The organism is Spirosoma jeollabukense (assembly GCF_054777855.1).
Genome location: NZ_BAAHAD010000003.1, coordinates 1 through 24572 on the forward strand (window position 1 = coordinate 1; position 24572 = coordinate 24572).

The 24572-nt window shown below is 45.5% G+C and carries 23 protein-coding genes and 1 tRNA gene; 17 read left to right on the top strand and 7 right to left on the bottom strand.

The window, feature by feature from the left end; translation table 11 throughout:
- Positions 1–162 precede the first annotated feature (162 nt).
- Positions 163–714: an LOG family protein gene (locus ACYVEA_RS14045; protein WP_461114083.1), complete on the bottom strand. Its 552-nt coding sequence runs from the start codon at positions 712–714 to the stop codon at positions 163–165.
- Between the two features lie 64 nt (positions 715–778).
- Positions 779–2134: a UDP-N-acetylmuramate--L-alanine ligase gene (locus tag ACYVEA_RS14050; protein ID WP_461114084.1), complete on the bottom strand. Its 1356-nt coding sequence runs from the start codon at positions 2132–2134 to the stop codon at positions 779–781.
- A gap of 266 nt (positions 2135–2400) precedes the next feature.
- Here ACYVEA_RS14050 and ACYVEA_RS14055 point away from each other — a divergent pair, with 266 nt between their 5' ends.
- Positions 2401–3882, top strand: coding sequence for a type III PLP-dependent enzyme domain-containing protein (locus ACYVEA_RS14055; protein WP_461114085.1), 1482 nt, complete (start codon positions 2401–2403; stop codon positions 3880–3882).
- A gap of 299 nt (positions 3883–4181) precedes the next feature.
- Here the strand turns inward: ACYVEA_RS14055 and ACYVEA_RS14060 are convergent, their stop codons facing one another.
- Both ACYVEA_RS14060 and ACYVEA_RS14065 read right to left on the bottom strand, forming a co-directional pair.
- Positions 4182–4700: a D-glycero-alpha-D-manno-heptose-1,7-bisphosphate 7-phosphatase gene (locus ACYVEA_RS14060; RefSeq protein ID WP_461114086.1), complete on the bottom strand. Its 519-nt coding sequence runs from the start codon at positions 4698–4700 to the stop codon at positions 4182–4184.
- Positions 4701–4834: 134 nt separating this feature from the next.
- Positions 4835–7516 (bottom strand): valine--tRNA ligase, encoded by a 2682-nt coding sequence (locus ACYVEA_RS14065; RefSeq protein WP_461114087.1) that lies wholly within the window; start codon positions 7514–7516, stop codon positions 4835–4837.
- Between the two features lie 177 nt (positions 7517–7693).
- Between ACYVEA_RS14065 and ACYVEA_RS14070 the strand changes: the two genes are divergently transcribed.
- The 5 genes from ACYVEA_RS14070 (at position 7694) to hisF (ending at position 11459) form a co-directional block, all read left to right on the top strand.
- Positions 7694–8620 carry a DUF72 domain-containing protein gene (locus ACYVEA_RS14070; protein WP_461114088.1) on the top strand — a complete coding sequence of 309 codons (927 nt, stop codon included), beginning with the start codon at positions 7694–7696 and terminating at the stop codon, positions 8618–8620.
- Positions 8621–8798: 178 nt separating this feature from the next.
- Positions 8799–9386, top strand: coding sequence for an imidazole glycerol phosphate synthase subunit HisH (gene hisH / locus ACYVEA_RS14075; protein ID WP_461114089.1), 588 nt, complete (start codon positions 8799–8801; stop codon positions 9384–9386).
- A gap of 103 nt (positions 9387–9489) precedes the next feature.
- Positions 9490–10209, top strand: coding sequence for a 1-(5-phosphoribosyl)-5-[(5-phosphoribosylamino)methylideneamino]imidazole-4-carboxamide isomerase (gene hisA, locus ACYVEA_RS14080; protein WP_461114090.1), 720 nt, complete (start codon positions 9490–9492; stop codon positions 10207–10209).
- A 6-nt stretch (positions 10210–10215) separates the two neighbouring features.
- Entirely contained in the window at positions 10216–10638 is a 423-nt protein-coding gene (locus tag ACYVEA_RS14085; RefSeq protein ID WP_461114091.1) for a GNAT family N-acetyltransferase, read from the top strand.
- Positions 10638–11459: an imidazole glycerol phosphate synthase subunit HisF gene (hisF, locus tag ACYVEA_RS14090; RefSeq protein WP_461114092.1), complete on the top strand. Its 822-nt coding sequence runs from the start codon at positions 10638–10640 to the stop codon at positions 11457–11459. The genes ACYVEA_RS14085 and hisF overlap by 1 nt, the downstream gene beginning before the upstream one ends.
- A 58-nt stretch (positions 11460–11517) precedes the next feature.
- Here hisF and ACYVEA_RS14095 read toward each other — a convergent pair whose 3' ends face one another.
- Positions 11518–12420 carry a porin family protein gene (locus ACYVEA_RS14095; RefSeq protein ID WP_461114093.1) on the bottom strand — a complete coding sequence of 301 codons (903 nt, stop codon included), beginning with the start codon at positions 12418–12420 and terminating at the stop codon, positions 11518–11520.
- A gap of 39 nt (positions 12421–12459) precedes the next feature.
- Between ACYVEA_RS14095 and gldB the strand changes: the two genes are divergently transcribed.
- From gldB to ACYVEA_RS14115, 4 genes are all read left to right on the top strand, one after another.
- Complete coding sequence (gene gldB, locus ACYVEA_RS14100) at positions 12460–13440, top strand: gliding motility lipoprotein GldB (RefSeq protein ID WP_461114094.1); 981 nt, start codon at positions 12460–12462, stop codon at positions 13438–13440.
- A 33-nt stretch (positions 13441–13473) separates the two neighbouring features.
- Positions 13474–15279, top strand: coding sequence for an ABC transporter ATP-binding protein (locus ACYVEA_RS14105; protein WP_461114095.1), 1806 nt, complete (start codon positions 13474–13476; stop codon positions 15277–15279).
- A gap of 83 nt (positions 15280–15362) precedes the next feature.
- Positions 15363–15779, top strand: a complete 417-nt coding sequence (locus tag ACYVEA_RS14110) for a Fur family transcriptional regulator (RefSeq protein WP_461114096.1) — start codon at positions 15363–15365, stop codon at positions 15777–15779.
- Positions 15780–15876: 97 nt separating this feature from the next.
- The gene (locus ACYVEA_RS14115) at positions 15877–17691 is read left to right on the top strand and encodes a MutS-related protein (protein ID WP_461114097.1); all 1815 of its coding nucleotides are present in this window, start codon (positions 15877–15879) and stop codon (positions 17689–17691) included.
- Here ACYVEA_RS14115 and ACYVEA_RS14120 read toward each other — a convergent pair.
- Complete coding sequence (locus ACYVEA_RS14120) at positions 17682–18590, bottom strand: DUF2279 domain-containing protein (RefSeq protein ID WP_461114098.1); 909 nt, start codon at positions 18588–18590, stop codon at positions 17682–17684. The genes ACYVEA_RS14115 and ACYVEA_RS14120 overlap by 10 nt on opposite strands.
- A gap of 286 nt (positions 18591–18876) precedes the next feature.
- Positions 18877–18952, bottom strand: a tRNA-Phe gene (locus ACYVEA_RS14125).
- Positions 18953–19078: 126 nt separating this feature from the next.
- Here ACYVEA_RS14125 and ACYVEA_RS14130 point away from each other — a divergent pair.
- The 7 genes from ACYVEA_RS14130 (at position 19079) to nadD (ending at position 24563) form a co-directional block, all read left to right on the top strand.
- A complete protein-coding gene (locus ACYVEA_RS14130) occupies positions 19079–20455 on the top strand; it encodes a 4Fe-4S dicluster domain-containing protein (protein WP_461114099.1) in 1377 nt (458 codons plus the stop codon).
- A 93-nt stretch (positions 20456–20548) separates the two neighbouring features.
- A complete protein-coding gene (locus ACYVEA_RS14135) occupies positions 20549–21349 on the top strand; it encodes a (Fe-S)-binding protein (RefSeq protein WP_461114100.1) in 801 nt (266 codons plus the stop codon).
- A 66-nt stretch (positions 21350–21415) separates the two neighbouring features.
- The gene (locus ACYVEA_RS14140) at positions 21416–21928 is read left to right on the top strand and encodes a hypothetical protein (RefSeq protein WP_461114101.1); all 513 of its coding nucleotides are present in this window, start codon (positions 21416–21418) and stop codon (positions 21926–21928) included.
- 259 nt (positions 21929–22187) lie between these two features.
- The gene (locus ACYVEA_RS14145) at positions 22188–22868 is read left to right on the top strand and encodes a sigma-70 family RNA polymerase sigma factor (RefSeq protein WP_245776734.1); all 681 of its coding nucleotides are present in this window, start codon (positions 22188–22190) and stop codon (positions 22866–22868) included.
- Positions 22869–22997: 129 nt separating this feature from the next.
- Entirely contained in the window at positions 22998–23240 is a 243-nt protein-coding gene (locus ACYVEA_RS14150) for a hypothetical protein (RefSeq protein ID WP_461114590.1), read from the top strand.
- Between the two features lie 95 nt (positions 23241–23335).
- Entirely contained in the window at positions 23336–23935 is a 600-nt protein-coding gene (gene gmk / locus ACYVEA_RS14155; protein ID WP_461114102.1) for a guanylate kinase, read from the top strand.
- A gap of 55 nt (positions 23936–23990) precedes the next feature.
- On the top strand, positions 23991–24563 hold the full coding sequence (gene nadD, locus ACYVEA_RS14160) for a nicotinate (nicotinamide) nucleotide adenylyltransferase (protein WP_461114103.1): 573 nt from the start codon (positions 23991–23993) through the stop codon (positions 24561–24563).
- Positions 24564–24572: the final 9 nt, after the last annotated feature.

Consider the following 24572-nt stretch of genomic DNA (forward strand, 5'->3'; position numbering starts at 1 on the left):
TCACAAGCGGGAGAGTAGGAAGGTGCCACCTAAGGAAACCAGATCCAACGCCGTGTTCTACCCAGAGCACGGCGTTCGGCATTTTAGATATTTTTAATAAGGAGGGTTAGCTATAGTATGGCTATCCTTTCTTATTAGAAACTAAATGATAAGTAATACATTCTATGCATTAGCCCAGAAATCGCTTATCATTTTCAAAACTTCATCTACAGACTTTGCAATCAGTAACAGATTGCGATTCTCTGCTTTGAGAAAACCGTCGGTTACCATACGATCGAGTTGTTGAAGCATTAGATCATAATAGCCGTTTGTGTTAATGATCGCAATAGGGCCATCATAAAGTTTGAGCTGGCGCCAAGCTAAAATTTCGAATAACTCATCCATGGTTCCATAACCACCAGGCAGGGTAATTACCCCCCTAGCTAATTGCACCATTTTGAATTTTCGTTCGTGCATTGTCTCGACAAAATGCAGTTCCGTCAGGGTGGTATGCGCTACTTCAAGATTCGCCAGGAAGTTAGGAATTACGCCTGTTACCTCACCCCCATTTTGTAATACGGCATTTGCTACGTTACCCATGAGTCCAAAGCCCCCTCCGCCATAGATAAGTCGGATGTTAAGAGCGGCCATTTTTTCGCCGAGTTCAACAGCTACCTTATTGTAAATTGGGTTAAATCCTAAGCTTGAAGCGCAATAAACAACAATACTATTCATAGTTGACCGAATCAATTTTAAATTGACTCTATTATTAATATGATTCTTTTTAGGCTATAGCCTATTAAATCAACTTCTTCGATATTTCGTTTAAATTCAACCCACTGAACGTACCTGAACTCATCAATAGGAACACTTGGTTTGAATTACGATTTTGAAGAAGATAAGTCATTAAATCCTTACTATCAGTCAGAATTTGCAAACCCGGTTTATCGAAGGCCTCAACTATATATTCTACAGAAATTGGCATATTTTGAATCGTCTTGGCATCAAAATATACAACGGCTTCATCAGCGGCTTCCAGAGAGCCTTTGTATTGTTTTAAAAAAACTTTATTCAGGCTACTTAACGTGTAGAGTTCTAAAACTGCCAGCAATTTTCGATCAGGATACTGGCGCTTGACAGCTTCAGTAGTTGCTTCGACTTTAGCAGGTGAATGAGCGAAATCACGATATAGGATTCGCATATCGTTTTCTGCTACTTTCTCTAACCGCTGTGCCACACCTTTAAATGATGCAATTGCTTCATAAAACTGGTCTTCCGTAATTCCAATTCGATCACAAACAGTCATAGCACCAGATACATTCTTCATATTATGGTCACCGAAGATTTGTAATGGTAGCTTGTGGCCTTGTTTCGTAATCAAATACGTTTGGCCATTAATTATTTCGCTGGGATGAGCTACGTATGGAATTTTGGTAATGTCAGGACGATCTTTCTGGCCAATTACATCAAGCATATCGTCTGATTCGTCGAAAATCAAAATTCCTGCTTTGGGCATTGCTTCGGCCAATGATTCAAACTGGTCAACGTATTCATCCCAGGTTGGATAAATATTAATATGATCCCAGGCAATGCCACTTATAAGGGCAATGTGAGGTTGATAATGCAAAAACTTCGGTCGTGCGTCAATTGGAGAAGAGGCATATTCATCACCTTCAATAATAATGACAGGAGCATCTGGTGTTAATCTAACCGTTGCGTCGAATCCATCAATCTCATCCCCAATCCAGTAATCAAACAGCCGCTTATGATACGTCATGACATGCAAAATCATGGCTGTAATGGTTGTTTTACCATGACTTCCTGCAATAACTACCCGTTGTTTCTGCTGACTTTGCTGATAAATAAATTCAGGGTAGGAATAAACGGGAAGCCCTAGTTCCCGCGCTTTAATTAGCTCAGGATTATCTTTTCGAGCATGCATTCCTACAATAACTCCATTTAAATCAGTAGTGATTTTCTCTGGAAACCAGCCTAATTCGTCAGGGAGTAGACCATATTGCTTCAAGCGTGTCCGTGATGGTTCATAGATTTGATCGTCTGAGCCTGTGATACTATAGCCTTGATGTTGAAGAGTCAAAGCAAGATTGTGCATGGCACTGCCGCCAATAGAAATGAAATGAATAGCCTGGGGCATGCGATAAAAATAGTCAGTGTTGCAAGCAAAAGTACGGCTTCTTTTTGGTTTGCCTGATGAACTTGAATCTGCTAATAACGTATCGTATTTCGGTAGTATTAATTTTTAGAAATTATCGAATCAAAGACCTCGCTTTTTCGTTGACTATTTTGCGAATGCATTTCATTTGCAAACCCCAATTTCCGGGGCCAAATTCGCATCTATTTTTTTAGAACCACAACCGCACTAGCTAGCGGACTGCCCCATTTTATGCGTCGAACGTAGGGATGAAGACATACTATGATCTGATTGACCAGACGTTTGAATTCCCGACACGGGAGTTCAATGTCGAGAAAAACGAACTTATGTTCAATAATGTCCCACTGATGGACATTGTCAAGCAATACGGTACGCCCCTGAAGCTGACGTATTTACCAAAAATAACCGAGCATATTGAACATGCTAAGTTGCTGTTCAGGAATGCAATGAAGCGGTATAATTATAAGGGAAATTATACGTACTGCTATTGTACAAAATCATCTCATTTTCGGTTTGTACTTGAAGAAGTACTGAAAAATAACGTTCACCTCGAGACATCCTCGGCCTACGATATTCAAATTGTGCGAGAATTGCACAAAATGGATCGTGTTTCGAAGCAGACGTATATTATTGCCAACGGCTATAAACGGCCTCTCTACACGCAGTACCTCAGTGAAATGATCAATGAGGGGTTCAACGTAATTCCTGTACTTGATAACCTTAAGGAAATTGAGGCTTATGAGAATACCATAACGGCCGACACGGTCAACTTTGGTATTCGGATTGCTACGGATGAAGAGCCGAACTTCGCCTTCTATACATCGCGTTTGGGCATTCGTTATAGTGATGTGAATGAATTGTACCGGAGTAAAATTCAGCCGAATGAGAAGTTTAAGCTCAAAATGCTGCATTTCTTCATCAATACAGGCATTAAGGACAGTGCATATTACTGGAGCGAGTTGAGCCGGTTTATGTATAAGTATTGCGAACTGCGTAAAATCTGTCCTGACCTCGATTCAATCGACATTGGTGGGGGCATGCCGATACAGACTTCGTTTCAGTTTACGTACGATTATCAAGCCATGATCGACCAGATTGTGGAAAGTATTCAATGGATTTGCAATAAGAGCAATGTACCGGTCCCACACATTTTCACGGAATTTGGATCGTATACAGTTGGTGAAAGTGGAGCAGTAATATACAAGGTAATCGACCAAAAGTTGCAGAATGATAAGGAATTGTGGTATATGATCGATGGTTCGTTCATTACACAACTACCTGATTCCTGGGGACTAGGCCAAAAGTATATCATGCTTTCGGTCAACAACTGGGACAATCCTTATCAGAAAGTGAATCTCGGTGGTCTGACTTGTGACTCACACGATTTTTATAATACAGAAGCACACAGTGCGGACCTTTACTTGCCGATTTTCGATCAGGAGGCAGAAGACCAGTACATTGGCTTATTTCATACCGGAGCGTATCAGGAGTCATTAGGTGGATATGGCGGCATTCAACACTGTCTAATTCCAGCTCCGCAACACGTTATTGTTGACAAGGATGAGCAAGGCAATCTTCGGACTCGACTATTTGCACCTGAGCAAAATAGTGAAGTAATGCTCAAAATTCTAGGCTACGGTGGTGCTGAACCCGGCATGACTGAACTGGAAGCAACTGAAGCGGCTGAAGAGCGTGAGGAAGAAGCTGAGTTGGTAAAAGAAGACAATTAACCGTTCCCAAAGCAGACGAATAAGTTCGTCTGCTTTGGGAAAAATATACGCTCATAAGAACTATATTCGTTTATTAATCTGGGGGTTAAGAACGCACAAGGAAACTACTGGCATGAAAAAACTACTGATTTTAGGGGTTGCGCTGGCAACATTATCGCTCGGTTCGTGTGCACGGAAGGCAAATTGCCCCGCATATGGTAGCGTACAGAAACCCGCTTCGACGCATTCACGGGCATAAGAGCTAATTTTTAGTTAATAAAACACCACCAACTTTCATGAAAGTTGGTGGTGTTTTATTGCTAGGCATAACGCAGTACAAACCGAGAAGCTTCCAGTAAGTTAGTTACGCAGCCATCATGCTCATCCGAAGGTTGTGGTTCGTGAGTGATACGTACCGTTCGGACGCCAACACGTCGGCCCGCCTGCATATCACGCAGGGCATCGCCAATCATCCAGGATTCGTCGGGTTCAATATCATATTTGGCTATTGCCTTTTCGAGCAGTAATGAACCAGGCTTGCGCGTGAGTGATTCAGTATCATAGTTGGGGTGATGCGGACAATAATAAATAGCATCAATAACCTGACCGCATTGCTCCTGTAGATAATTGTAACAAGCCATTACGTCATCTCGGGTGTAAAGCCCTTTTGCGATTCCTGCCTGGTTAGTGATAACAATCAGTAAATAGCCTGCTTCTTTAAGTAAACGCAAGGCTTCCGGTACGCCATCGGGAATGATAAAATCTTCCACCCGATAGACGTAATCCGTTCGGTCTTCATTCAAAACACCGTCGCGGTCCAGAAAAATGCACTTGTTCATTGGCGCTAAGCTCTGTTTACAAAGCAATAATGCAATTATTTGATCAAATAATTGCATTATTGCTTTGTAAATTATTTTTATTTTTTTCTGAGTGGTAACGTAGTACACTCAAAATGAGCTACCTGTCCCAAAAGTTAAGCACCTAAATCTACTAACCTTTGATCCAAAGCCTGAATTTTGGCTTCAGCATCAGCAAGTTTCTGGCGTTCTCGATCGACAATATCAGCTTTGGCATTAGCAACGAATTTTTCGTTTGAAAGCTTTTTGAGTGTCGAATCTCGAAACCCGATGTTATATTCCAATTCTTTCCGGGTACTGGCGATCTCCTGTTCAAGGTCAATTTCTCCGGCAATGTTAACGAAGAATTCGTCGCTTTTTATCAGGAAAGGAACACCTGCAGCCTTTTCACCAACGTAGTCAATGGCCGAGACATTGGCCATTTTTTGCAATAATATTTCGAGCTTTTGAAACTGATCGGGAGATGTAGTTTTGATGGCTAATGGCAAAGCCACTTTTGGCGAAATCTGCTTGACGTTTCGAATATTCCGCACGTTGGAAATTACTTCAAACAGCGTTTCAAAATCGGTTAGAATTTGCTCGTCGATCAAACCTGCTTTCGGAAAAGGCGCGATGCAAATACTTTCACGCGGTTGCCGTTCGCGAATATCCTGCCAGATCTCTTCGGTAATGAACGGCATGAACGGATGCGCCAGACTCATAAGCCTTTCGAAGAAATTGATAGTAGCCTCGTAGGTAACACGATCAATCGGTTGTGACGTACCAGTTTCCGTATCGAACGGAGGTTTGATCAATTCGAGGTATTGAGAACAGAAATCATCCCAGATCAACTTATAAACGGCTTGTAAAGCATCGGAGATACGAAACTTGCTGAAATCATCTTCAATCTGAATCAACGTAGCATTAAGTTTCGATTCAAACCAACGAATGGCTAGCGAATTGCCATCAAGACCATTTCCTGTTAATGCCAAAGATACCCTAGCAGCGGTAGCCTCGTCACTAACCGTCCAGCCTTTCACCAAGCGAAAGGCATTCCAGATTTTGTTACTGAAATTACGACCCTGCTCAACCAGTTTTTCATCGAACATCAGATCATTACCAGCCGCCGAACTGAACAGCATTCCCGTACGAACGCCGTCGGCTCCATACTGATCAATAAGATCCAGCGGATCGGGTGAGTTGCCAAGCTGTTTCGACATTTTACGTCCCAGCTTGTCGCGAACAATTCCAGTTAGATACACATTTTTGAATGGTGCTTCACCCCGATATTCGTACCCAGCGATGATCATACGAGCTACCCAGAAAAACAGAATTTCGGGCGCCGTAACGAGGTCATTGGTTGGATAGTAATAATTTATATCGGCATTATTCGGGTCTTTTATTCCGTCAAAAACCGACATCGGCCAGAGCCAGGACGAGAACCACGTATCAAGTACGTCTTCGTCCTGTGTCAGATCGGCTTCGGTCATGGCAAAGAGCAGTTTTTCGTGCTGCACTTTCTCCAAGGCTTCGTGCTTATTTTTCGCTACGATAATGGTGCCATCCTGCATATAAAACGCCGGAATCTGCTGGCCCCACCACAATTGACGACTAATGCACCAGTCATGGACGTTCTCCATCCAGGAGCGATACATATTCTTAAACTTGGGCGGAACAAGCTGGATTGTGTCGTCCATTACGTTCGTCAAGGCTGGTTTCGACAATTCGTCCATTTTCAGAAACCACTGCAACGACAGTTTTGGCTCAATGACAGCGCCTGTTCGCTCGGAAGTACCAACATTCGATTTGTAATCCTCCGTTTTGACCAGATTGCCTGATTCTTCGAGAAGTTTGATGATAGCTTTACGCGCGGCAAACCGATCTAGCCCGACCAGAATCTGAGCTTTATCGTTCAACGTGCCATCATCATTCAGAATGTCCAGCACAGGCAGGTTATGCGTAATACCCAGCGCATAGTCATTTGGATCGTGCGCAGGCGTAACTTTCAGCCCACCTGTACCAAAATCCATGGTTACATACTCATCTGTAATGATGGGAATCTCGCGGTTGATGAGCGGAATAAGCGCTTTCTTTCCATGCAGATGCGTAAACCGTTCGTCATTCGGGTTAACAGCTATAGCTGCGTCGGCCATGATCGTCTCCGGCCGAACCGTCGCTATAGTGATGTAATCCTGCCCGTTGCTCCCGACAATCTCGTATTGGATATAAACCAGCTTCTGCTGAATTTCTTTGGTTATAACTTCCTCATCCGACACGGCAGTACGTCCCTGCGGGTCCCAATTGACCATGCGGACACCCCGATAAATCTGGCCTTTGTTGTATAGATCAACAAATACGTCAATAACCGAGTCGTGCAAAGCCGGTTCCATCGTGAAACGGGTTCGGTCCCAGTCGCAGGAAGCACCGAGTTTGCGGAGTTGTTGCAGAATGATGCCACCGTACTTGTGGGTCCATTCCCAGGCATACTCCAGAAATTCCTCGCGCGTGAGGTCTTTTTTGCTGATGCCGCGCTCTTTAAGCATGGCTACCACTTTGGCTTCGGTCGCAATACTGGCATGGTCAGTCCCAGGTACCCAGCAGGCATTTTTACCCTCCATGCGGGCCTTTCGGACCAGTACGTCCTGTATTGTATTGTTGAGCATGTGGCCCATGTGCAACACGCCCGTTACGTTCGGTGGCGGAATGACGACCGTATACGGTTCTCGGTTGTCGGGGGTAGATTTGAAAAATTGATTATCAAGCCAGTATTGATACCATTTTTCTTCAATTTCCTGGGGGGCGTATGTCTTTGAAATCATAACTCAGTCGAAATCCTGTCTCTTTTTGCTGTACTCAATAGCCAGTAGCGCAAAAACCAATCTGGAGATTACAGATAAAAAGCAAAATTAGTTAAATTGGATAGGGCGAAAAAACGAAAGGGTGTCTTTGGCAGTTTTACGTTTATACTTCCGCTTCGGCGGTTCGATCAGAAACCTATGGAATTCGGAAAAATATATAACCTTGATGCCGTTAATTTCGTGCTGCCTCCTGGTTCGGCGTTTAACGCTCGGATCTGGGCTGGTGTTGAAGCGACGCATCGCAGCGCAAGCTGTCAACCCAGGGTCTTTATTGGCGGACCAATCTGGGCCAATAAAGACTACGTTGGTAAGGTATATCCAGCTCATGCGAAGGAGCGCGATTTTCTTCATTACTACACCCGTCAATTTAATACCATCGAATTGAATCTGACGCACTATCAGATTCCAACAGCGGGGATGATAGAAAAGTGGAAAGCCGAAGCTACCGAAGGTTTCACCTATTGCCCAAAATTTCCGCAGATTATTAGCCATGAACGGCATCTAATTGCTACGGAAGGACTAACCGAAGAGTTCGTAAACGCAGTCCTGAATCTGGAAGAGTTTCTGGGCATGACCTTTCTGCAACTTCCACCAACGTTTGGCCCAGACAAGTGGCCAGTGCTGGAAACATACCTTAAAAACCTGCCCGATGAACTGGACGTAGCGGTTGAATTTCGACACGCCGACTGGTTCAGTAAGGCGGCTGTTTGGCAACAAACCCTCGAACGACTTTACCATCTTCGCCGACATGTTGTCATCACGGACGTAGCAGGCCGCCGTGATGTACTGCACATGGGCTTGAGCAGCCCTGTTCTAACGCTACGATTCATCGCCAACGAAGGCCATCCAACCGATTATACCCGAACCGACGCCTGGATACAGCGTTTGAAAACGTGGTTCGACAAAGGGTTACAAACGGCTTATTTATTCGTTCACGGTGGGGCTGAAAACGATACAGCCCCCGAATTGATTCTGTACTGGATTCGCGAACTGAACAAGCATTGCGGCCTAAACCTTCGTGAGCCCGTCCTGCAGCCTAAAGTGGTTCAGGGGAGTTTGTTTTGATTTACACGACTAAGCGTTTACCTTTGTCTTATGATTTTACAAGCACCAAACCATCAGCATCACCAGTCTGGGCGGTAACGCAGCAGAACGAGATGCTCGTGTTTGTGAGTTCGGTGAGATAATCCTGATTACACAATATACAAAGCCCGGTTCTGCTAAAGAGCTGGGCTTTTGCTTTATGAAAACTGTCATCATTAAATACAACGCTGGCAACGTACAGTCGGTTATGTATGCTCTGGAGCGATTGGGCGCTGGTTATCTGCTTACGGATGATGAAGCCGAAATCCGTTCGGCCGATAAAGTCATCTTCCCCGGCGTAGGAGAGGCCAGCACGGCAATGGCCTATCTGCGCGAGCGAGGTCTGGATAAATTGATTCCGTCTCTGAAACAGCCCGTACTCGGTACGTGTGTGGGAATGCAGCTCATGTGCCGCTATTCGGAAGAAAACGACACAAAGTGCATGGGCGTTTTCGATATTGACGTTCGACGGTTTCCGGCCCAGCCTGATTTTAAAGTACCTCACACTGGCTGGAACAATATTCATACGCTACGTGGTCCGCTGACACAAGGTCTGCCCGAAAACGCATATATGTACTTTGTGCATAGTTATGCCGCCGATGTTTGCCCTGAAACAACGGCCATCTGCAACTACGTCCGCCCGTTTAGCGCCATGTTGCATCGGGATAATTTCTATGCTGCCCAGTTTCACGCGGAAATCAGCGGGAATGTTGGTCAGCGAATACTGGAGAATTTTTTGAAACTATAATTTAAACACGGAGAGCATTGAGTTTAACACAAAGAACACACATTCTTTGTATACTCCGTGAATCCTCCGTTTACTCTGTCGGTCCGCCGTAGCGGTTTAGAAAATGTATATTATTCCTGCTATTGACCTGATTGATGGGAAGGCTGTTCGGCTGACTCAGGGCGATTATCGCCAGAAAAAAGAATACAATGCCCGACCGCTTGAAGTTGCTCAACAGTTTGAGGATGCGGGCCTGACGCGCCTGCATTTGGTGGATCTGGATGGCGCAAAAGAAAAGCGGATTATAAACTGGAAAGTGCTGGAACTGATCGCATCGAAAACAAATCTTCACGTTGATTTTGGCGGTGGCGTACAGTCCGATGAGGACCTACAAATAGCGTTCGAGTGTGGCGCTATGCAGGTTACGGGCGGAAGCATTGCCGTAAAAGACCCTGATCTGATGGAAAGGTGGCTTTCTCGCTATGGATCAGAAAAGATTATCCTGGGAGCCGACGCTAAAAATGAGAAGATCGCCGTCAGCGGTTGGGAAGAAGCAACGGAAGTTTGGGTGTATGATTTTCTGGAAAAATGGGTTCAAAAAGGCATCAAGTACGTAATCAGTACCGACGTAGCAAAAGATGGCTTATTAGAAGGGCCGTCGTTTGATCTGTATCGGAACATGCAGGACCAGTTTCCCAAATTAGATATTATTGCTAGTGGTGGTGTGAGCAACATGTCCGACATCGAGACCTTAGCCGATATGGACGTTTTTGGCGTCATCGTTGGCAAAGCGATCTATGAAGGACGGGTGACGCTGAAGGAATTAAGGCAGTTTAATGAATAAAACACCATGAAGGAGGCATATACCATAAGCGCTGATAAGTCTAAACTTGATATTGCTGTGATTCACCGATACTTGAGTCAGGAAGCGTATTGGTGTTTAAATATCCCGTTCGATATTGTTCAGCGTTCGATCGAAAATTCAGCTTGCTTTGGCGTATATCAGGGTGATAATCAAGTTGGTTTCGCTCGTGTCATTACCGACTTTGCTACGTTCGGCTACCTGGCTGATGTTTTTATTTTACCTGAACACCGGGGCCTTGGATTGTCGAAACAGCTAATAAAATTCATCACGACCTATCCGCCGTTGCAGGGGTTGCGTCGGATCATGCTGGTTACGCGGGATGCCCACGGCTTATACGAGCAATTCGGTTTCCAACCCATTGATAGCCCCGAAAATACTATGTCTATCAAAGCCTTTACTTCCTACTAATGCTTACGAAACGGATCATTCCCTGCCTTGACATCAAAGACGGACGTACTGTAAAAGGAACCAACTTCGTCAACCTGCGCGACGCGGGCGACCCGGTTGCTCTTGCTGCCATCTATGCTGAACAAGGTGCTGACGAACTGGTTTTCCTGGATATTACGGCCACTGTTGACGGGCGCAAAACGTTGATTGAACTGGTGCGTAACGTAGCGCACACCATCAACATTCCCTTTACTGTCGGTGGTGGAATTTCATCCGTAGCTGACGTATCGGCGCTGTTAAATGCGGGTGCTGACAAGATTTCGATTAACTCGTCTGCTGTTCGAAATCCTGGCTTAGTCGACCAACTGGCGTTAGAATTTGGAAGCCAATGTGTAGTTGTAGCCATTGATACGCGCTGGATTAGCCTGGAGCAGGGGAGCGCGGAACATGTCAAACAAGCAAATAGTAACACGCCCCCGAGCCTGATGCCCTACGATCACATCGTTCACACACATGGCGGGCGCAAACCTACGGAACTACGTACAATTGCCTGGGCTAAAGAAGTTGAAAATCGAGGGGCGGGTGAAATCCTGCTGACGTCAATGGATACCGACGGAACAAAAGCGGGATTTGCGCTTGAGCTAACAGCACAAATTTCGGGCACGGCTAATATTCCGGTTATCGCGTCCGGGGGAGCGGGTACCATGGATCACTTTGTAGACGTATTCACAACGGGCAAAGCTGATGCCGGTCTGGCTGCCAGTATTTTCCACTTCAAGGAAATCGAAATTCCTGATTTGAAAAGCTATTTACGCGAAAAAGGAATTGAGATGCGAATTTGATTTCTACCGTTTAGATAGAAGCCCGTGTAGTTGCAGATTACACCACACTGTAGAAACGCTAAAACTTGAACCCAACTTCCAGCGAGACAACCCGGTTTTTAGAAATCAATTCACTGCCGCGCGCTACGTTGATTAATCCACGCTGATAGCTCATGCCAACATTGAGTGCATTCGTCTGGTTAATTTTGTACTGAATCCCGGTACCGAGGAGCAGTTCAACATCTCCAAATCCATACTGACGCCGACTACCTCCACTGTCGGCGGTATAAAGACCGTTTCGTGCCTGATCCAGGGCTTTCTCCGCTAATTTAATACTTAATAAGCCACCTGTCTGGAGATACAGCCGCATGTTGGGTGCGATGTTATTGGCAAATAGCTTCACCGTTGCTGGAATTTGCAGATACTGTAAATTATAAATGGATTCTTTTTCTGGGGCGCTCGGATCCCACCGACTTTGCCCAAATGAGCCCGGCATCTGAAAGCCCGACCGTTTGATCGTGTACCAAAGACCCGTACTAAACGCGTAGCGATCTTTGAAGAAAAAGTAATCCAGCGTAGGGCCAACGCTCATACGGAGTCCAACGCCATTATCGCGAAAGCCCGAGTAATTACCCGTACCGGCGGCCGTATTAATATCGAGCGAGGGAGCGAACCGAATACCCATTTCGATGAGGTGACTCGGACGAATATAATCGGGTCCGGAGCCGTCGTAAGAACCATCGTTGGTAGGCGTAGTCGTTTGCTGGCTACGTTTGCGACGGCGCTTGCGGTCATCATCGTAATCCCGGCGGTTTTTATCCTGACCGTCGTAATTATCCCCTAGTATTTTGCGAAATCGCTTCTCGGTTTCACTTGATTCTTTGGTGCGTAACCGGTATAGGGCGGGCGAGGTTGACTGCGCCCAACCGTAGCATACCGTTAACATGACCAAAATCAGTCCTAAGCCTGCAACTTTTTTCATATTTTTGCACGTTTTCTATATTGAAAACTCGTGATTTTCATGCGGATACAGTCGGCCATTGTGGGCCTTTTTTGTTTTCTTCTGCTGGTTTCGTGCACCAAACCTGATGACCTGACCTTTTTTCGACTTGACCAGCAACTTTTTTCCAGCAAATCGCCCGACAGTCTTAAGGCTTTGCTGAATCGAAACCCGGCTATAGCTCAATTGTACTTTAACGCGAACGGAGCCGGAAATGATACAGCACTTGTCCAGGAATTGACCAACCGGATCAACAATCCCGCTTTGAACGAATTGCAAGCTCAGGTTGAGGCCGAATTCGGCGATATGACTGATTTGAAAAAGCAATTGGCCGAAGCGTTTACAAATATTAAAAAAGATTTCCCTGACTTTCGCTCTCCCAAAGTAGCTACCGTCGTGACGGGCTTTCTGGGGCCGGATTTAGTCGTTACAGATAGCCTGATCGTGATCGGTCTCGACTATTTTGCTGGCCCAAAGGCAAAATACCGCCCTCAGGGGCCAGATTATCCACAGTACATTCTGCGTCGATACCAAAAGGAATACATTGTTCCTGCCATTGTCTTTGCTATTTCTGATAAATACAATGCGACAAATCGCGCCGACCAAACGATACTGGCCGATATGGTCTATTATGGGAAAGGGTACGTATTTACGAAAACGATGCTCCCCGATGTCGGCGACAGTCTGGTTATCGGCTATTCAGACAAGCAACTGACTCAAACGTTTAATGCACAAGATGTTGTTTGGGCGCATTTTATTGACAATCAGTTGTTATATCAGACGAACTCCGCCATAAAACAGCGATATTTGAATGAGCGGCCTTTTACTGCTGAAATAGGACAGGCTTGCCCTGGTGCCATTGGTCGCTGGGTCGGCTGGCGAATTGTAGGTCGGTATCACGATGAACACAGCAATGTTTCCATTGCAGATTTAATGCGCAACGCTGACGCCCGGCAGATTTTTGAACAATCTGGGTATAAAGGACAAAAAGACAATCTGTAGCAACCGACACGTTGGTCGTTACGAAAAATAAAAATGGCAAAACAAGAACAAAATTTTGGTGAGGAAGCCAAAGAAGAGAATAAAAAGAAGTTTACGCGTGACAGTGTAAAAAAAGCGCTGAGCATCTTCCGGTTTGTGAAACCTTATCGGTTTCAGTACATTATCGGATTTGTATTTCTGATCCTGTCGACTGGTACAACCATGAGTTTTGGCCTGCTGATCGGGCAGATCACTAGTGTTATCCAGGGTAAATCAGCCTTTTCGTTGAACCAGGTCACGCTGTTTTTTGTGGGCGTACTGATAGCACAAGCGCTTTTCTCCTTCTTTCGTATTTACTTTTTTTCGCAGGTGAGCGAGCGAGCCATGGCCGATGTGCGCCGGGCAACCTATGCTAAAATCATTACGTTGCCCATTTCCTTTTTTGAGCAACGTCGCGTGGGTGAGTTAACCAGCCGAATCTCGTCGGACGTATCGCAGTTGCAGAGCGTATTTACATTAACACTGGCCGAGTTATTTCGTCAGGTTGCTACACTGGTTATTGGCACCGGCATTATTCTTTACGTTTCCTGGAAACTGACGCTCTTTATGCTCGCTACGTTTCCCGTGATGATTATATCCGCTTTATTCTTTGGACGGTTCATTCGTAAACTATCCAAACAGGTACAGGACTTGCTGGCACAGGCGAATGTTGTCGTAGAAGAGACGTTGCAGTCTGTACACGTAGTGAAAGCGTTTACGAATGAGAATCTGGAGATAAACCGCTACGGAAATGCGCTACAACAGGTTGTTAACATGGCCTTGCGAGCAGCTAAATACCGGGGCATATTTGTCTCGTTTGTGATTTTCACCCTCTTTGGCGGCATTATCGGTGTCGTTTGGTATGGTGGTTCGTTGGTATTAAATAACGAAATGCCTTTTGCTGACCTGCTCACATTCCTGGTCTATACTACGTTCATTGGCGGTTCTGTGGCAGGTATGGGCGATGTTTATTCACAACTAGCGCAAACGCTGGGTGCATCGGAGCGGATTCTGGAAATTCTCGGAGAACCATCCGAAGTAAAAGCCAACGAAGAGCTGCCACTATTTATACCCGTTCAGGGACGCGTTCTATTCAATGGTGTGCGGTTTTCTTACCCGGCTCGTCCCGACATTGAAGTACTGAAAGGTATCTCGATCGACGTACCGGCCGGTCGGAAAGTTGCCCTGGTTGGTCAGAGTGGAGCGGGAAAGTCGACAATTGTGCAGTTGCTGATGCGCTACTATCCCATTGCCGGTGGTCATATTACGATAGATGGCCGCGAGTTGGATAGCTTCAACATTACCGAACTTCGTAAGAATATCGCTATTGTTCCGCAGGAGGTTATGCTGTTTGGCGGCACAATTCTCGAGAATATTCAGTACGGCAAACCCGGCGCTACGGAAGCGGAAGTACGTGAAGCTGCCCGTAAGGCCAATGCATTGCAATTTATTGAATCGTTTCCTGAAGGCTTACAAACGATAGTGGGCGAACGGGGCATCAAGCTGTCGGGTGGGCAACGGCAACGTATCGCCATTGCCCGCGCTATCCTGAAAGATCCTGCTATTTTGATTCTGGATGAAGCAACCAGTTCACTGGATGCCGAATCGGAGCGGTTAGTACAGGAAGCGCTGGACCTGCTGATGCAAAACCGTACGACCATCATTATTGCTCACCGATTGGCAACCATTCGTAAAGTGGACACGATTTATGTAATACGTGAGGGGCAGATTGCAGAGTCGGGTACGCACGACCAATTGGCCATGCAGGAAGACGGCATCTACGCAAATCTGGTTAAATTGCAATTTGAAACCATCGAATAAAAAGAGTCGTTAGTTAAGCGTGGTTGATATGTCCGAAAACGGCTAACTACTATTGACTATTGACTAATGACTATCGACTAATCATGACTTCGGCTTCTAAAACCCTGAAAGACTTTAATCTCCGGCATACCAATGGCCGCGAGGAAGTGCTGGATTTGTTTCTAAACGCTGGTCATGCACTAGCACACAATGATGTCGAGAACGGCCTTGGTCCCGACCACGATCGTGTAACGATCTATCGGACGCTACGTACATTTTTGGATAAAGGCCTCCTGCACAAAGTCCTTGATGACGAAGGCGGCACCAAATATGCGCTCTGCCGAGAAACCTGCTCGAATGGTCACCATCACCACGACCACGTTCACTTTAAGTGCGAAAACTGCGGTCAAACGACCTGCTTAGATCACGTCAACATTCCAGTCGTGGTATTACCAGAAGGGTACAATCGTAAAGAAATGAATCTCCTGATTCAGGGCGTTTGCCAGGGTTGTAATAAATAAGTCACGTACTATTGTTCTCTGATCGCAAACAGCCAGCTCAAAAAGCATACATAGCTGTCGGCAGTGGCAACACTGCCGATTTTTTTATACCTGTAGCATGAACCCTGAAACCACCTTCCCTGAACGCCAACAGCAATTTCGTCAAGCCGAACAAATTGCACAACGCCGGTATAACCAATTAGCCTTTTTTCGCCTTGTCTGGTTTGTAGTAAGTGTACTAGCCGTTTGGCTGCTTATCCGGCTCGATCAGCAATTGGCTTCAGTAATAACGTTGCTGGTTGGGGTCGTGGGTTTTCTGGTTTTACTGAAGAAACACCAAACCGTTCGGCGTGAGCGAGACTTAAATCACCAGTTAGTATTTATCAATCAGGACGAAGCGGCCCGGCTTAAGCGCCAGTATGTGCGTTCCGAAATGGGCGAGCAGTATGTTAGTGCAACGCACTATTATTCAGGCGATTTGGACGTATTTGGGAAACACTCGCTCTTCCGGTTGCTTAACCGAACACACACGCAGGCGGGTCAAAACCGACTGGCTTCCTGGTTAAAAGCACCAAACTCGCCCGATGCTATCCGACTTCGACAGGAAGCGGCCGCGGAATTGAATCCGCAAATCGACTGGCGGCAACAATTTGAAGCATTGGCTTATATGGAAGAAACGATTAGCCGTTCGCCAGATGTATTGGTGAAGTGGGCTACTGCCGAGATTGTCCCATTGCCTGCTTATCTGTCTATCGTCCGGTTTATATTTCCAACCATCACATTCAGCTTGTTTGTGGCCTGGCTGCTTGGCTATGTTCCGGGTTCGGCAGTCCTGTTGGGCTTGGCTGTGCATGGTTTAGTACTGAGCCAAACGGCAGCGAGAGCAAAAGAGGTTAGTGATCAAACATTCGAAATTTCAGCCGCGCTACGTGCTTTTCGCGCCTTGTTTGAGCATGCTGGTAAGTTACAGGCTAACACTGTTCGAATCAAAGCGATCAAGCAGGCATTAACGTCAAATGGCGACTCTGCATCTGATGCCATCGGCCAGCTTGCCCGATTAACGGAAGGCTTAAATTATCGGCGCAATCCCTATTTCTTTCTGCTTTTTGGCATTGCTACGTTATGGGATATTCATTACCTGTTTCAACTCGAACGCTGGCGAAAAACCCACGGCCCCACGCTGAGTCGTTGGTTTGAGGCCCTTGGCGAACTGGAAGCGCTCAATAGCCTGGCTGGTTTTGCCTATGCGCATCCTGGCTATGCTACCCCCGACATCGTTGATATTAGCGATAAGCTGACGTTAGACATTACTGCAGCCGCTCACCCCTTGTTGCCGCAGGATCGCAGCGTTGCCAACTCATTAAAACTAGCAGGTTCTGGCCAAACCATATTGATTACTGGCTCAAACATGTCGGGTAAAAGTACGTTTCTGCGCACAGTAGGCGCCAATGTGGTATTAGCACTTGCTGGGGCCGTTGTAAGCGCTGAACGGTTATGGTGCTCACCTGTACGCGTATTTACAAGCATGCGTACGCAGGACTCGCTGGAAGAAAGTACCTCATCGTTCTATGCTGAACTCAAGCGGCTTCAAACGCTCATCGGTTTATCGAAGCAATCAGATACGATTCCTGTCTTATATTTTCTGGATGAAATACTCAAAGGCACTAATTCCGCCGATCGGCACAGGGGAGCAGAAGCGCTCATTCGCCAATTGCATCAGACTACCACTTCAGGCTTTGTTTCAACCCATGATCTCGAACTGGGTCAACTTACCGATGCTGACGGATTTGTTCGAAATTTTCATTTCCAGTCGGATCTCCACAACGGCGAACTGATTTTTGACTACAAGCTCCGCAATGGAATTTGCAAGAGTTTCAATGCCAGCCAATTGATGCAAGCCATTGGCATAGAAATAAACATGCTTCAGAAATAAAGCCAGTGCCAACGTAGTGTTGTGCCCAGTTGTAGGGTCGGTGCCGGAATCTTAATATATTTGAAAAGCCCTAAAATTGCTTTGGCGGTAGTGCTACGTGGTTTTAGCAGTTTAACCAGGTTAATATCTGGGGCAACGTACCATTCATGTCGCCCACCTAGACCATCGTGATTGACACTCCAGGTTTCTGCTTCCAGGCCAAGTCCAATGGATAGTTGTAGCCAATCGGGCCAGGCACTTTTCCAGGATTTTCCACCAAAATGTTCGGGCGAAAATGAAAACCAGTACGTTTGATTGATGTAATCGTCGATAGAAAATCGTTGCACTGGAATACCCCGTTCGTTAAAGTATTTGGGCGTTTGTTGCCAATAGCTGACTTTCCACTGGGCATCACGCAAAAAGCCTGAACGGTGCTGAGCCATTGGCCAGAATCCACCCAGTGTGCCTGCTGCTACGTCGCGCCAACTGAAGCCATACGTTGGCGAATAGGCGTCTTTTAATTCGATACCTAGCTCCACAAAGGTGGCTGACCCCAGAGCCAGCCATTCGGCCTTTCGTTCTGATACACCTGCCCAGCGAAAGGCCGAATAGTAAGTTTCTGATACGAAAATGCCACCTGTTAAATGAGCTACCTTATCTAGTCCACTAGCGTAGGTCAAATCCCGACCTTCATCGAAGTGAAAAGGTATTCCTTTGCCATTCCACCATGTCCGTTCCAGATACGCGTATGATGCTCCTACCGTGATAAGCGATGTAGTCCCCACAGCCAACAATCGACCCGTCTTCGGTTGAGTAGGCTGTACTACCAGATGAGCGAGGCTGTCCGACCGATTCGGTAGGGAGTCGCCAGATATGTTATAAGACAAATAACAAAAGGCAAGCAGAACGTTGATTCCCATGAGAGAATTGGGACTCACAGGATCAGAATAAGTTACATGAGAGACGTAATACGTCCACTATAACCTATCCCAAAAAGCATTGTGTTTTTAGGCTAAACTAAATCCAAAACAACCAGTCTGGAGGCTTGTTAGATTTAGGGAAAGCAGTATATTTGCCAACAGGAAAATGGTATGCAAGCATACTGTTTTCCTGTTGTTTGCTCTAGACTTACCTGGTGTAAAAAAGTTTGTTGGTAGTTAGAAGGCATAAAAAAAGCCTTTCCAATTGGAAAGGCTTACGTTAAGGTGGTGGTGATGGACGGAATCGAACCGCCGACACAAGGATTTTCAGTCCTTTGCTCTACCAACTGAGCTACATCACCGAAACGTGGGTGCAAAAGTACGTAACGGAATGCCTTTTGCAACATGTTGGCCAGAATATTTTTTATTACTGTACTAGTGTCTGGGTCAAACGATTGATTATCAGACAAAATAATAAGCGTAAATAGATGAAAGTTTTTCAGCAAGTTTTATTTGTCGCGGCTCTAGCCATAACGGTTTGGTATATAATGCAACGTATCAAATTCATTGCCCGAGCCATTAATCTTGGTCGGCCAGAAAATCGATTTGATCATGCCGAAGAGCGCCTGAAAACGATGTTGCTGGTTGCGTTTGGTCAGAAAAAGATGTTTACTAATATGCTGGTGGGCGTAATGCACTTCGTTATTTATGCCGGGTTCATCATCATCAACCTCGAAATTCTGGAGATTATCCTGGATGGTATTCTGGGTACTCACCGCCTGTTTGCGCCATACATTACACCTGTTTATCCAGTTCTGATTGATGTATTTGAAGTGTTGGCTTTTGGTGTACTAGCTGTTTGTGTCGTGTTTTTGTGTCGCCGGTTTATCACAAAAGTACCTCGTTTTCAGCAGGAGCGTCATCGTGAAATGACGCGCTGGCCCCGCACGGATGCTGCCATTATTCTGACAGCAGAAATCCTGCTGATGATCGCTTTTCTGACCTGGAATGCATCTGACAGTGTTTTGCGTGATCGGGGAGTTGGGCACTACGGGGAGCTACAAGGTATCGTACCTGATTTTTTAATTAGCCAGTTTCTGAAATTATTCTTTACAAATTTCAGTGATACGTCCTTGATAGCTTATGAGCGCATTGCATGGTGGTTACATATTCTGGGCATTCTGGCATTTGCCATCTATGTAACGTACTCGAAACACCTACACATAGCCTTGGGCTTTCCTAACGTCTATTTCTCGGATCTGCAACCAAAAGGTGAAATGCAGAATATGCCCGAAATAACGAAAGAGGTTCAGCTAGCTTTAGGCTTGCCTATTACTACGGAAACTGACGGCTCACAAGCGAATGATAATGGTGACCAACCCGCTGAAGTTGGTCGATTTGGCGCCAAAGATGTGCAGGACTTGAAGTGGATTAACCTTATGAATGCCTATAGCTGCACCGAGTGCGGACGGTGTACAGCAGCTTGCCCGGCTAACATTACAGGGAAGAAGTTGTCGCCCCGCAAAATCATGATGGACACCCGCGACCGGCTCGAAGAAATTCAGCAGGGTTGGAAAGCGAATGGGAATGACTATCGCGACGACAAATCGCTGCTCAATGATTACATTACGGCCGAAGAGTTGAATGCCTGCACAACCTGTCAAGCGTGCGTAAATGCCTGTCCAATCAACATCAATCCATTGGATATTATCCTACAGCTACGTCGGTATCGAGTCATGGAAGAGTCGCAGGCACCCGCTTCCTGGAACGCAATGTTCAGTAATATTGAGAATAACATGGCTCCCTGGAAATTCTCGCCAAGTGACCGCTTTAACTGGGTCGACCAGGTTAATGAAGTTAAGTAAGGTTTTGGTTTAGGCATTTGGCCGGTGATATGAACTGCTAATATGCCAGCTACCAAATACCTGAATCATAAATCCTGAATTGAATATCAAGTGATGATGACGGAAAAAACATATAAAGTCCCAACGATGGCCGACATGGCAGCATTGGGCGAAGAACCTGAGATTTTGTTTTGGGTTGGCTGCGCTGGCTCATTCGATGATCGCTACAAACGCGTAACTATTGCTTTCGTTCGTATACTTAATCATGTTGGCATTAAGTTCGCTGTATTGGGGCCGGAGGAGGCTTGTACCGGTGATCCGGCGCGCCGGGCGGGGAACGAGTTTTTGTTCCAGATGCAGGCAATGTCGAATATTCAGGTGTTGAATGGCTATAATGTCAGGAAAATCGTAACTGCTTGCCCGCACTGCTTCAATACACTCAAGAATGAATATCCTGAATTAGGTGGTAACTACGAAGTAATTCACCACTCGCAGTTTTTGCAGGGTCTTATAAATGAAGGTCGTGTTCGGGTTAAAGACGGTCAGTCGTTTAAGGGGCGTCGCATTACGTTCCATGACTCTTGCTACCTGGGTCGCGCCAATAAGGTATATGAGGTTCCACGCGAGGTTCTGGCGGCACTGGATGCTGATCTTGTCGAAATGAAACGCGTACGGGCAAATGGATTATGTTGCGGGGCTGGTGGCGGCCAGTATTTTAAAGAGCCAGAGCCAGGTAAAAAAGACGTAAATGTTGAGCGTGTTGAAGAAGCGCTTAGCACGGGTGCCGATACAATTGCGGTTGCCTGTCCATTTTGTATGACAATGATGTCTGATGGCGTTAAGAATAAGAATCGTGAAGAGTCAGTACGTGTCTTCGACATCTCGGAACTCATCGCACAGGGGCAAGGCCTTTGAGTAAATTATGAATGTTACGAATGCATTCCTTGTTTATCATTCATCACTCATAATTCATCATTCAAAATGTACGTTGACTTCGATAAACTGCCTGACACGGCTCGTATTTGGGTCTATCAGGCGAACCGCCCACTTACGGATAGCGATGTGAAAATCGTTGAAGAAGCACTGCAACCAGCGCTAAGTCAATGGGCTGCTCATGGGCAGCCGTTGCTGGCATCAGCACAGGTAATTAAAGATCGTTTTGTGGTAGTTGCTGTAGATGAAGGATATAGCTTGCCCAGCGGCTGCTCAATTGACGCATCTGTGCGTATGTTACAGGATATTGGTCGTCAGCTAGAGCGTGTAAACGGACCGATTGATTTCTTTGATCGCTCGGTGGCTGTTCTGGCAACTGACGGTTCGGTACGGACGTTTGCGTTACCTATGATTAAAGAAGCAGTTGAAAATGGTTCGTTGACACCGAGTACTACGGTATTTAATACGTTGGTAAAGACAAAAACAGAGTTTCTGGCAGCTTGGCATGTGCGGGCAGCCGACTCCTGGCTGAAACGGTATTTTAAATCTGTTGTAGTCTAAAGACTTCTTTATACACTGTAATGCATAACGAAAGCCGGTCCGTCACTGCTAATTCAAACAGTGACGGACCGGCTTCAACGTTGTCAAATGGGTAAAGGTTCACTGCCAAATAGTCATAAAGAGATGATTTTAAACCATTTTGCTAAACAAAGGATTGGTTTTTGCAGTCAACTCTTACAAAACTCAGCGGATTAGTTCCATCTAATTATTGAATTCGTTGAGGATTGCCGACAGTAAACGGCAATTAACTCTTACTTTTATGGCGACCATACACGAAGTTATGTCAGATACGCCAACTCGCGACGAAGACCAATTGCTACCCGACGGAGAGCCCATCGAACAGCCCTCGGCCGACACACCCGCTCGTGGTTATACCGATGAGCAGAAGTATCGAATTTTTAACAAGGAGTTTATGCCACACATTGACTCCATGTACAATTTTGCTTTTCGGCTAACGACCGACGAGGACGATGCCAACGATCTCGTACAGGATACCTATTTGAAGGCATTCCGGTTTATTTCGTCCTTTGAGCAAGGAACTAACGCCAAAGCATGGCTGTTTCGGATACTGAAGAACAGCTTCATTAACGATTATCGGAAAAAAAGTAAAGAGCCGGCTAAGGTAGATTATCAGGACGTCGAAACGACTTATAATTCTGAAGACGCCGAGTCTGAACACACGGTTGACCTACGGGCTGAATCCGTTTCTGATTTAATTGGCGATGAAGTCGCAACGGCCTTAAACTCGTTGCCAGTGGATTTTCGGACTGTTATTATCTTGTGCGACATCGAAGGGTTTACGTATGAGGAAATGGCAAAAATTCTGGACATTCCTATTGGTACCGTTCGGTCTCGATTGCACCGCGCCCGCAACCTGTTGAAAGAAAAATTGCGTGATTACGCATCTTCAATGGGATACAAAGAAGAAAATGAAGAATAAACCGAACTTTTTCTAAGTATAAATTGGTTCTGCTCATAACTTAACGGTATTATTATTCTTGGAATAAATAAAATTTTTCCAATGCAAACCTCGTTGTCATCATCATCTTCATCCGATACAAAGCCCGAGATGAAAGAACATTGCGATCACCGGGCCGATTGTTTGAAGATGATTCAGTTGATTCTGGATGGAGAAGCCACCGAACAACAACTCGCCAGAGTGAAAGCAAATCTGGAATCTTGCAAACCTTGTATTGAGATGTATCATCTTGAACAGGAAGTGAAGGAATTATTGACGAAACGGATAGAAAAAAGATGCTGCCCTGAGCAGTTAGTGGCAACGATTAAATCCCGTATTCTAACTTTTAGTTAATAGCTACCAAAGCAATTGGGGTAATTAAGGAATGCTGTATAAAGCACCCTTAATTACCCCAATTAACTTATTATCCATTCAACACTTTTTCCTACGTGGACGGTAAACTAATTATCTTTTCAGCCCCTTCTGGTTCGGGCAAAACAACAATTGTTAAGCATTTATTGGCCGAGAATGAAAATCTCGGCTTTTCTATTTCAGCCTGCACGCGTGACCGCCGGGGACGTTCAGAAGAGAATGGCAAAGACTATTATTTTTTAACGCCCGAAGTATTCAAGGAAAAAATTGATAATAACGAGTTTGTCGAGTGGGAGGAAGTTTATATTGGTGCTTTCTATGGTACGTTAAAATCGGAGATTCAGCGTGTTTGGGACAGTGGTAAACATGTTCTGTTCGATGTAGATGTTCAGGGAGGTCTTAAACTGAAAGAATATTATGGTGAGAAAGCGCTGGCCGTTTTTGTAAAGGTCCCAGATGAAGAAACGCTACGTCAACGCCTGATTGGCCGTGGCTCTGAGACTGAAGAAAGCTTATCGAAACGGTTATTTAAAGTGCATTTTGAAATGAGCTTTCAAAACCGGTTTGATGTCGCTTTGGTAAACGATGATCTCGAAACATCGCTCAAAAAAGCACAGAAGTTGGTTGATGATTTTGTGAAGGAAAATAAAGTACCTGCGAAGGGAACGGTAATATAAATCAATAGTCATCAGTCGATAACAAACACTGATGCCTATTGACTTTTGATTCGTTATGAAAATTGGCTTGTTCTTCGGCTCCTTTAACCCCATCCATGTTGGCCATCTGATTATTGCCAATACGATGGCTACCAGTACAGATTTGGAGCAGGTATGGTTTGTCGTATCACCACAAAATCCTTTTAAAAAAACCAAGAGTCTTCTGCATGAATTCGATCGGATCGATATGGTCGAACGCGCTATTGCGGACAACAGCCGCCTGAAAGCCACAAATATCGAATTTTCCATGCCAAAGCCCAGTTATACGATTGATACGTTGATCCGGCTTGGCGAAAAATATCCGCAGCATACGTTTCGTCTTATCATGGGCGAAGACAACCTGGAGCAGTTTACCAACTGGAAAAACTACGACAAGATTCTGGAGTACTATGGGCTGTACGTATATCCACGTCCGCGCTCGGCTGAGAGTCAGTTTAAGGCTCACCCCAACGTTCGATTAGTGGAAGCTCCCTTGCTTGATATTTCAGCAACCTTTATCCGGGAAAGTCTCCGCGCAAACAGGTCGATTCGCTACATGGTACCCGACGTAGTGGAGGAAATGATTGAACGAAAAAAGTTTTACGTGTAACTATCGCGG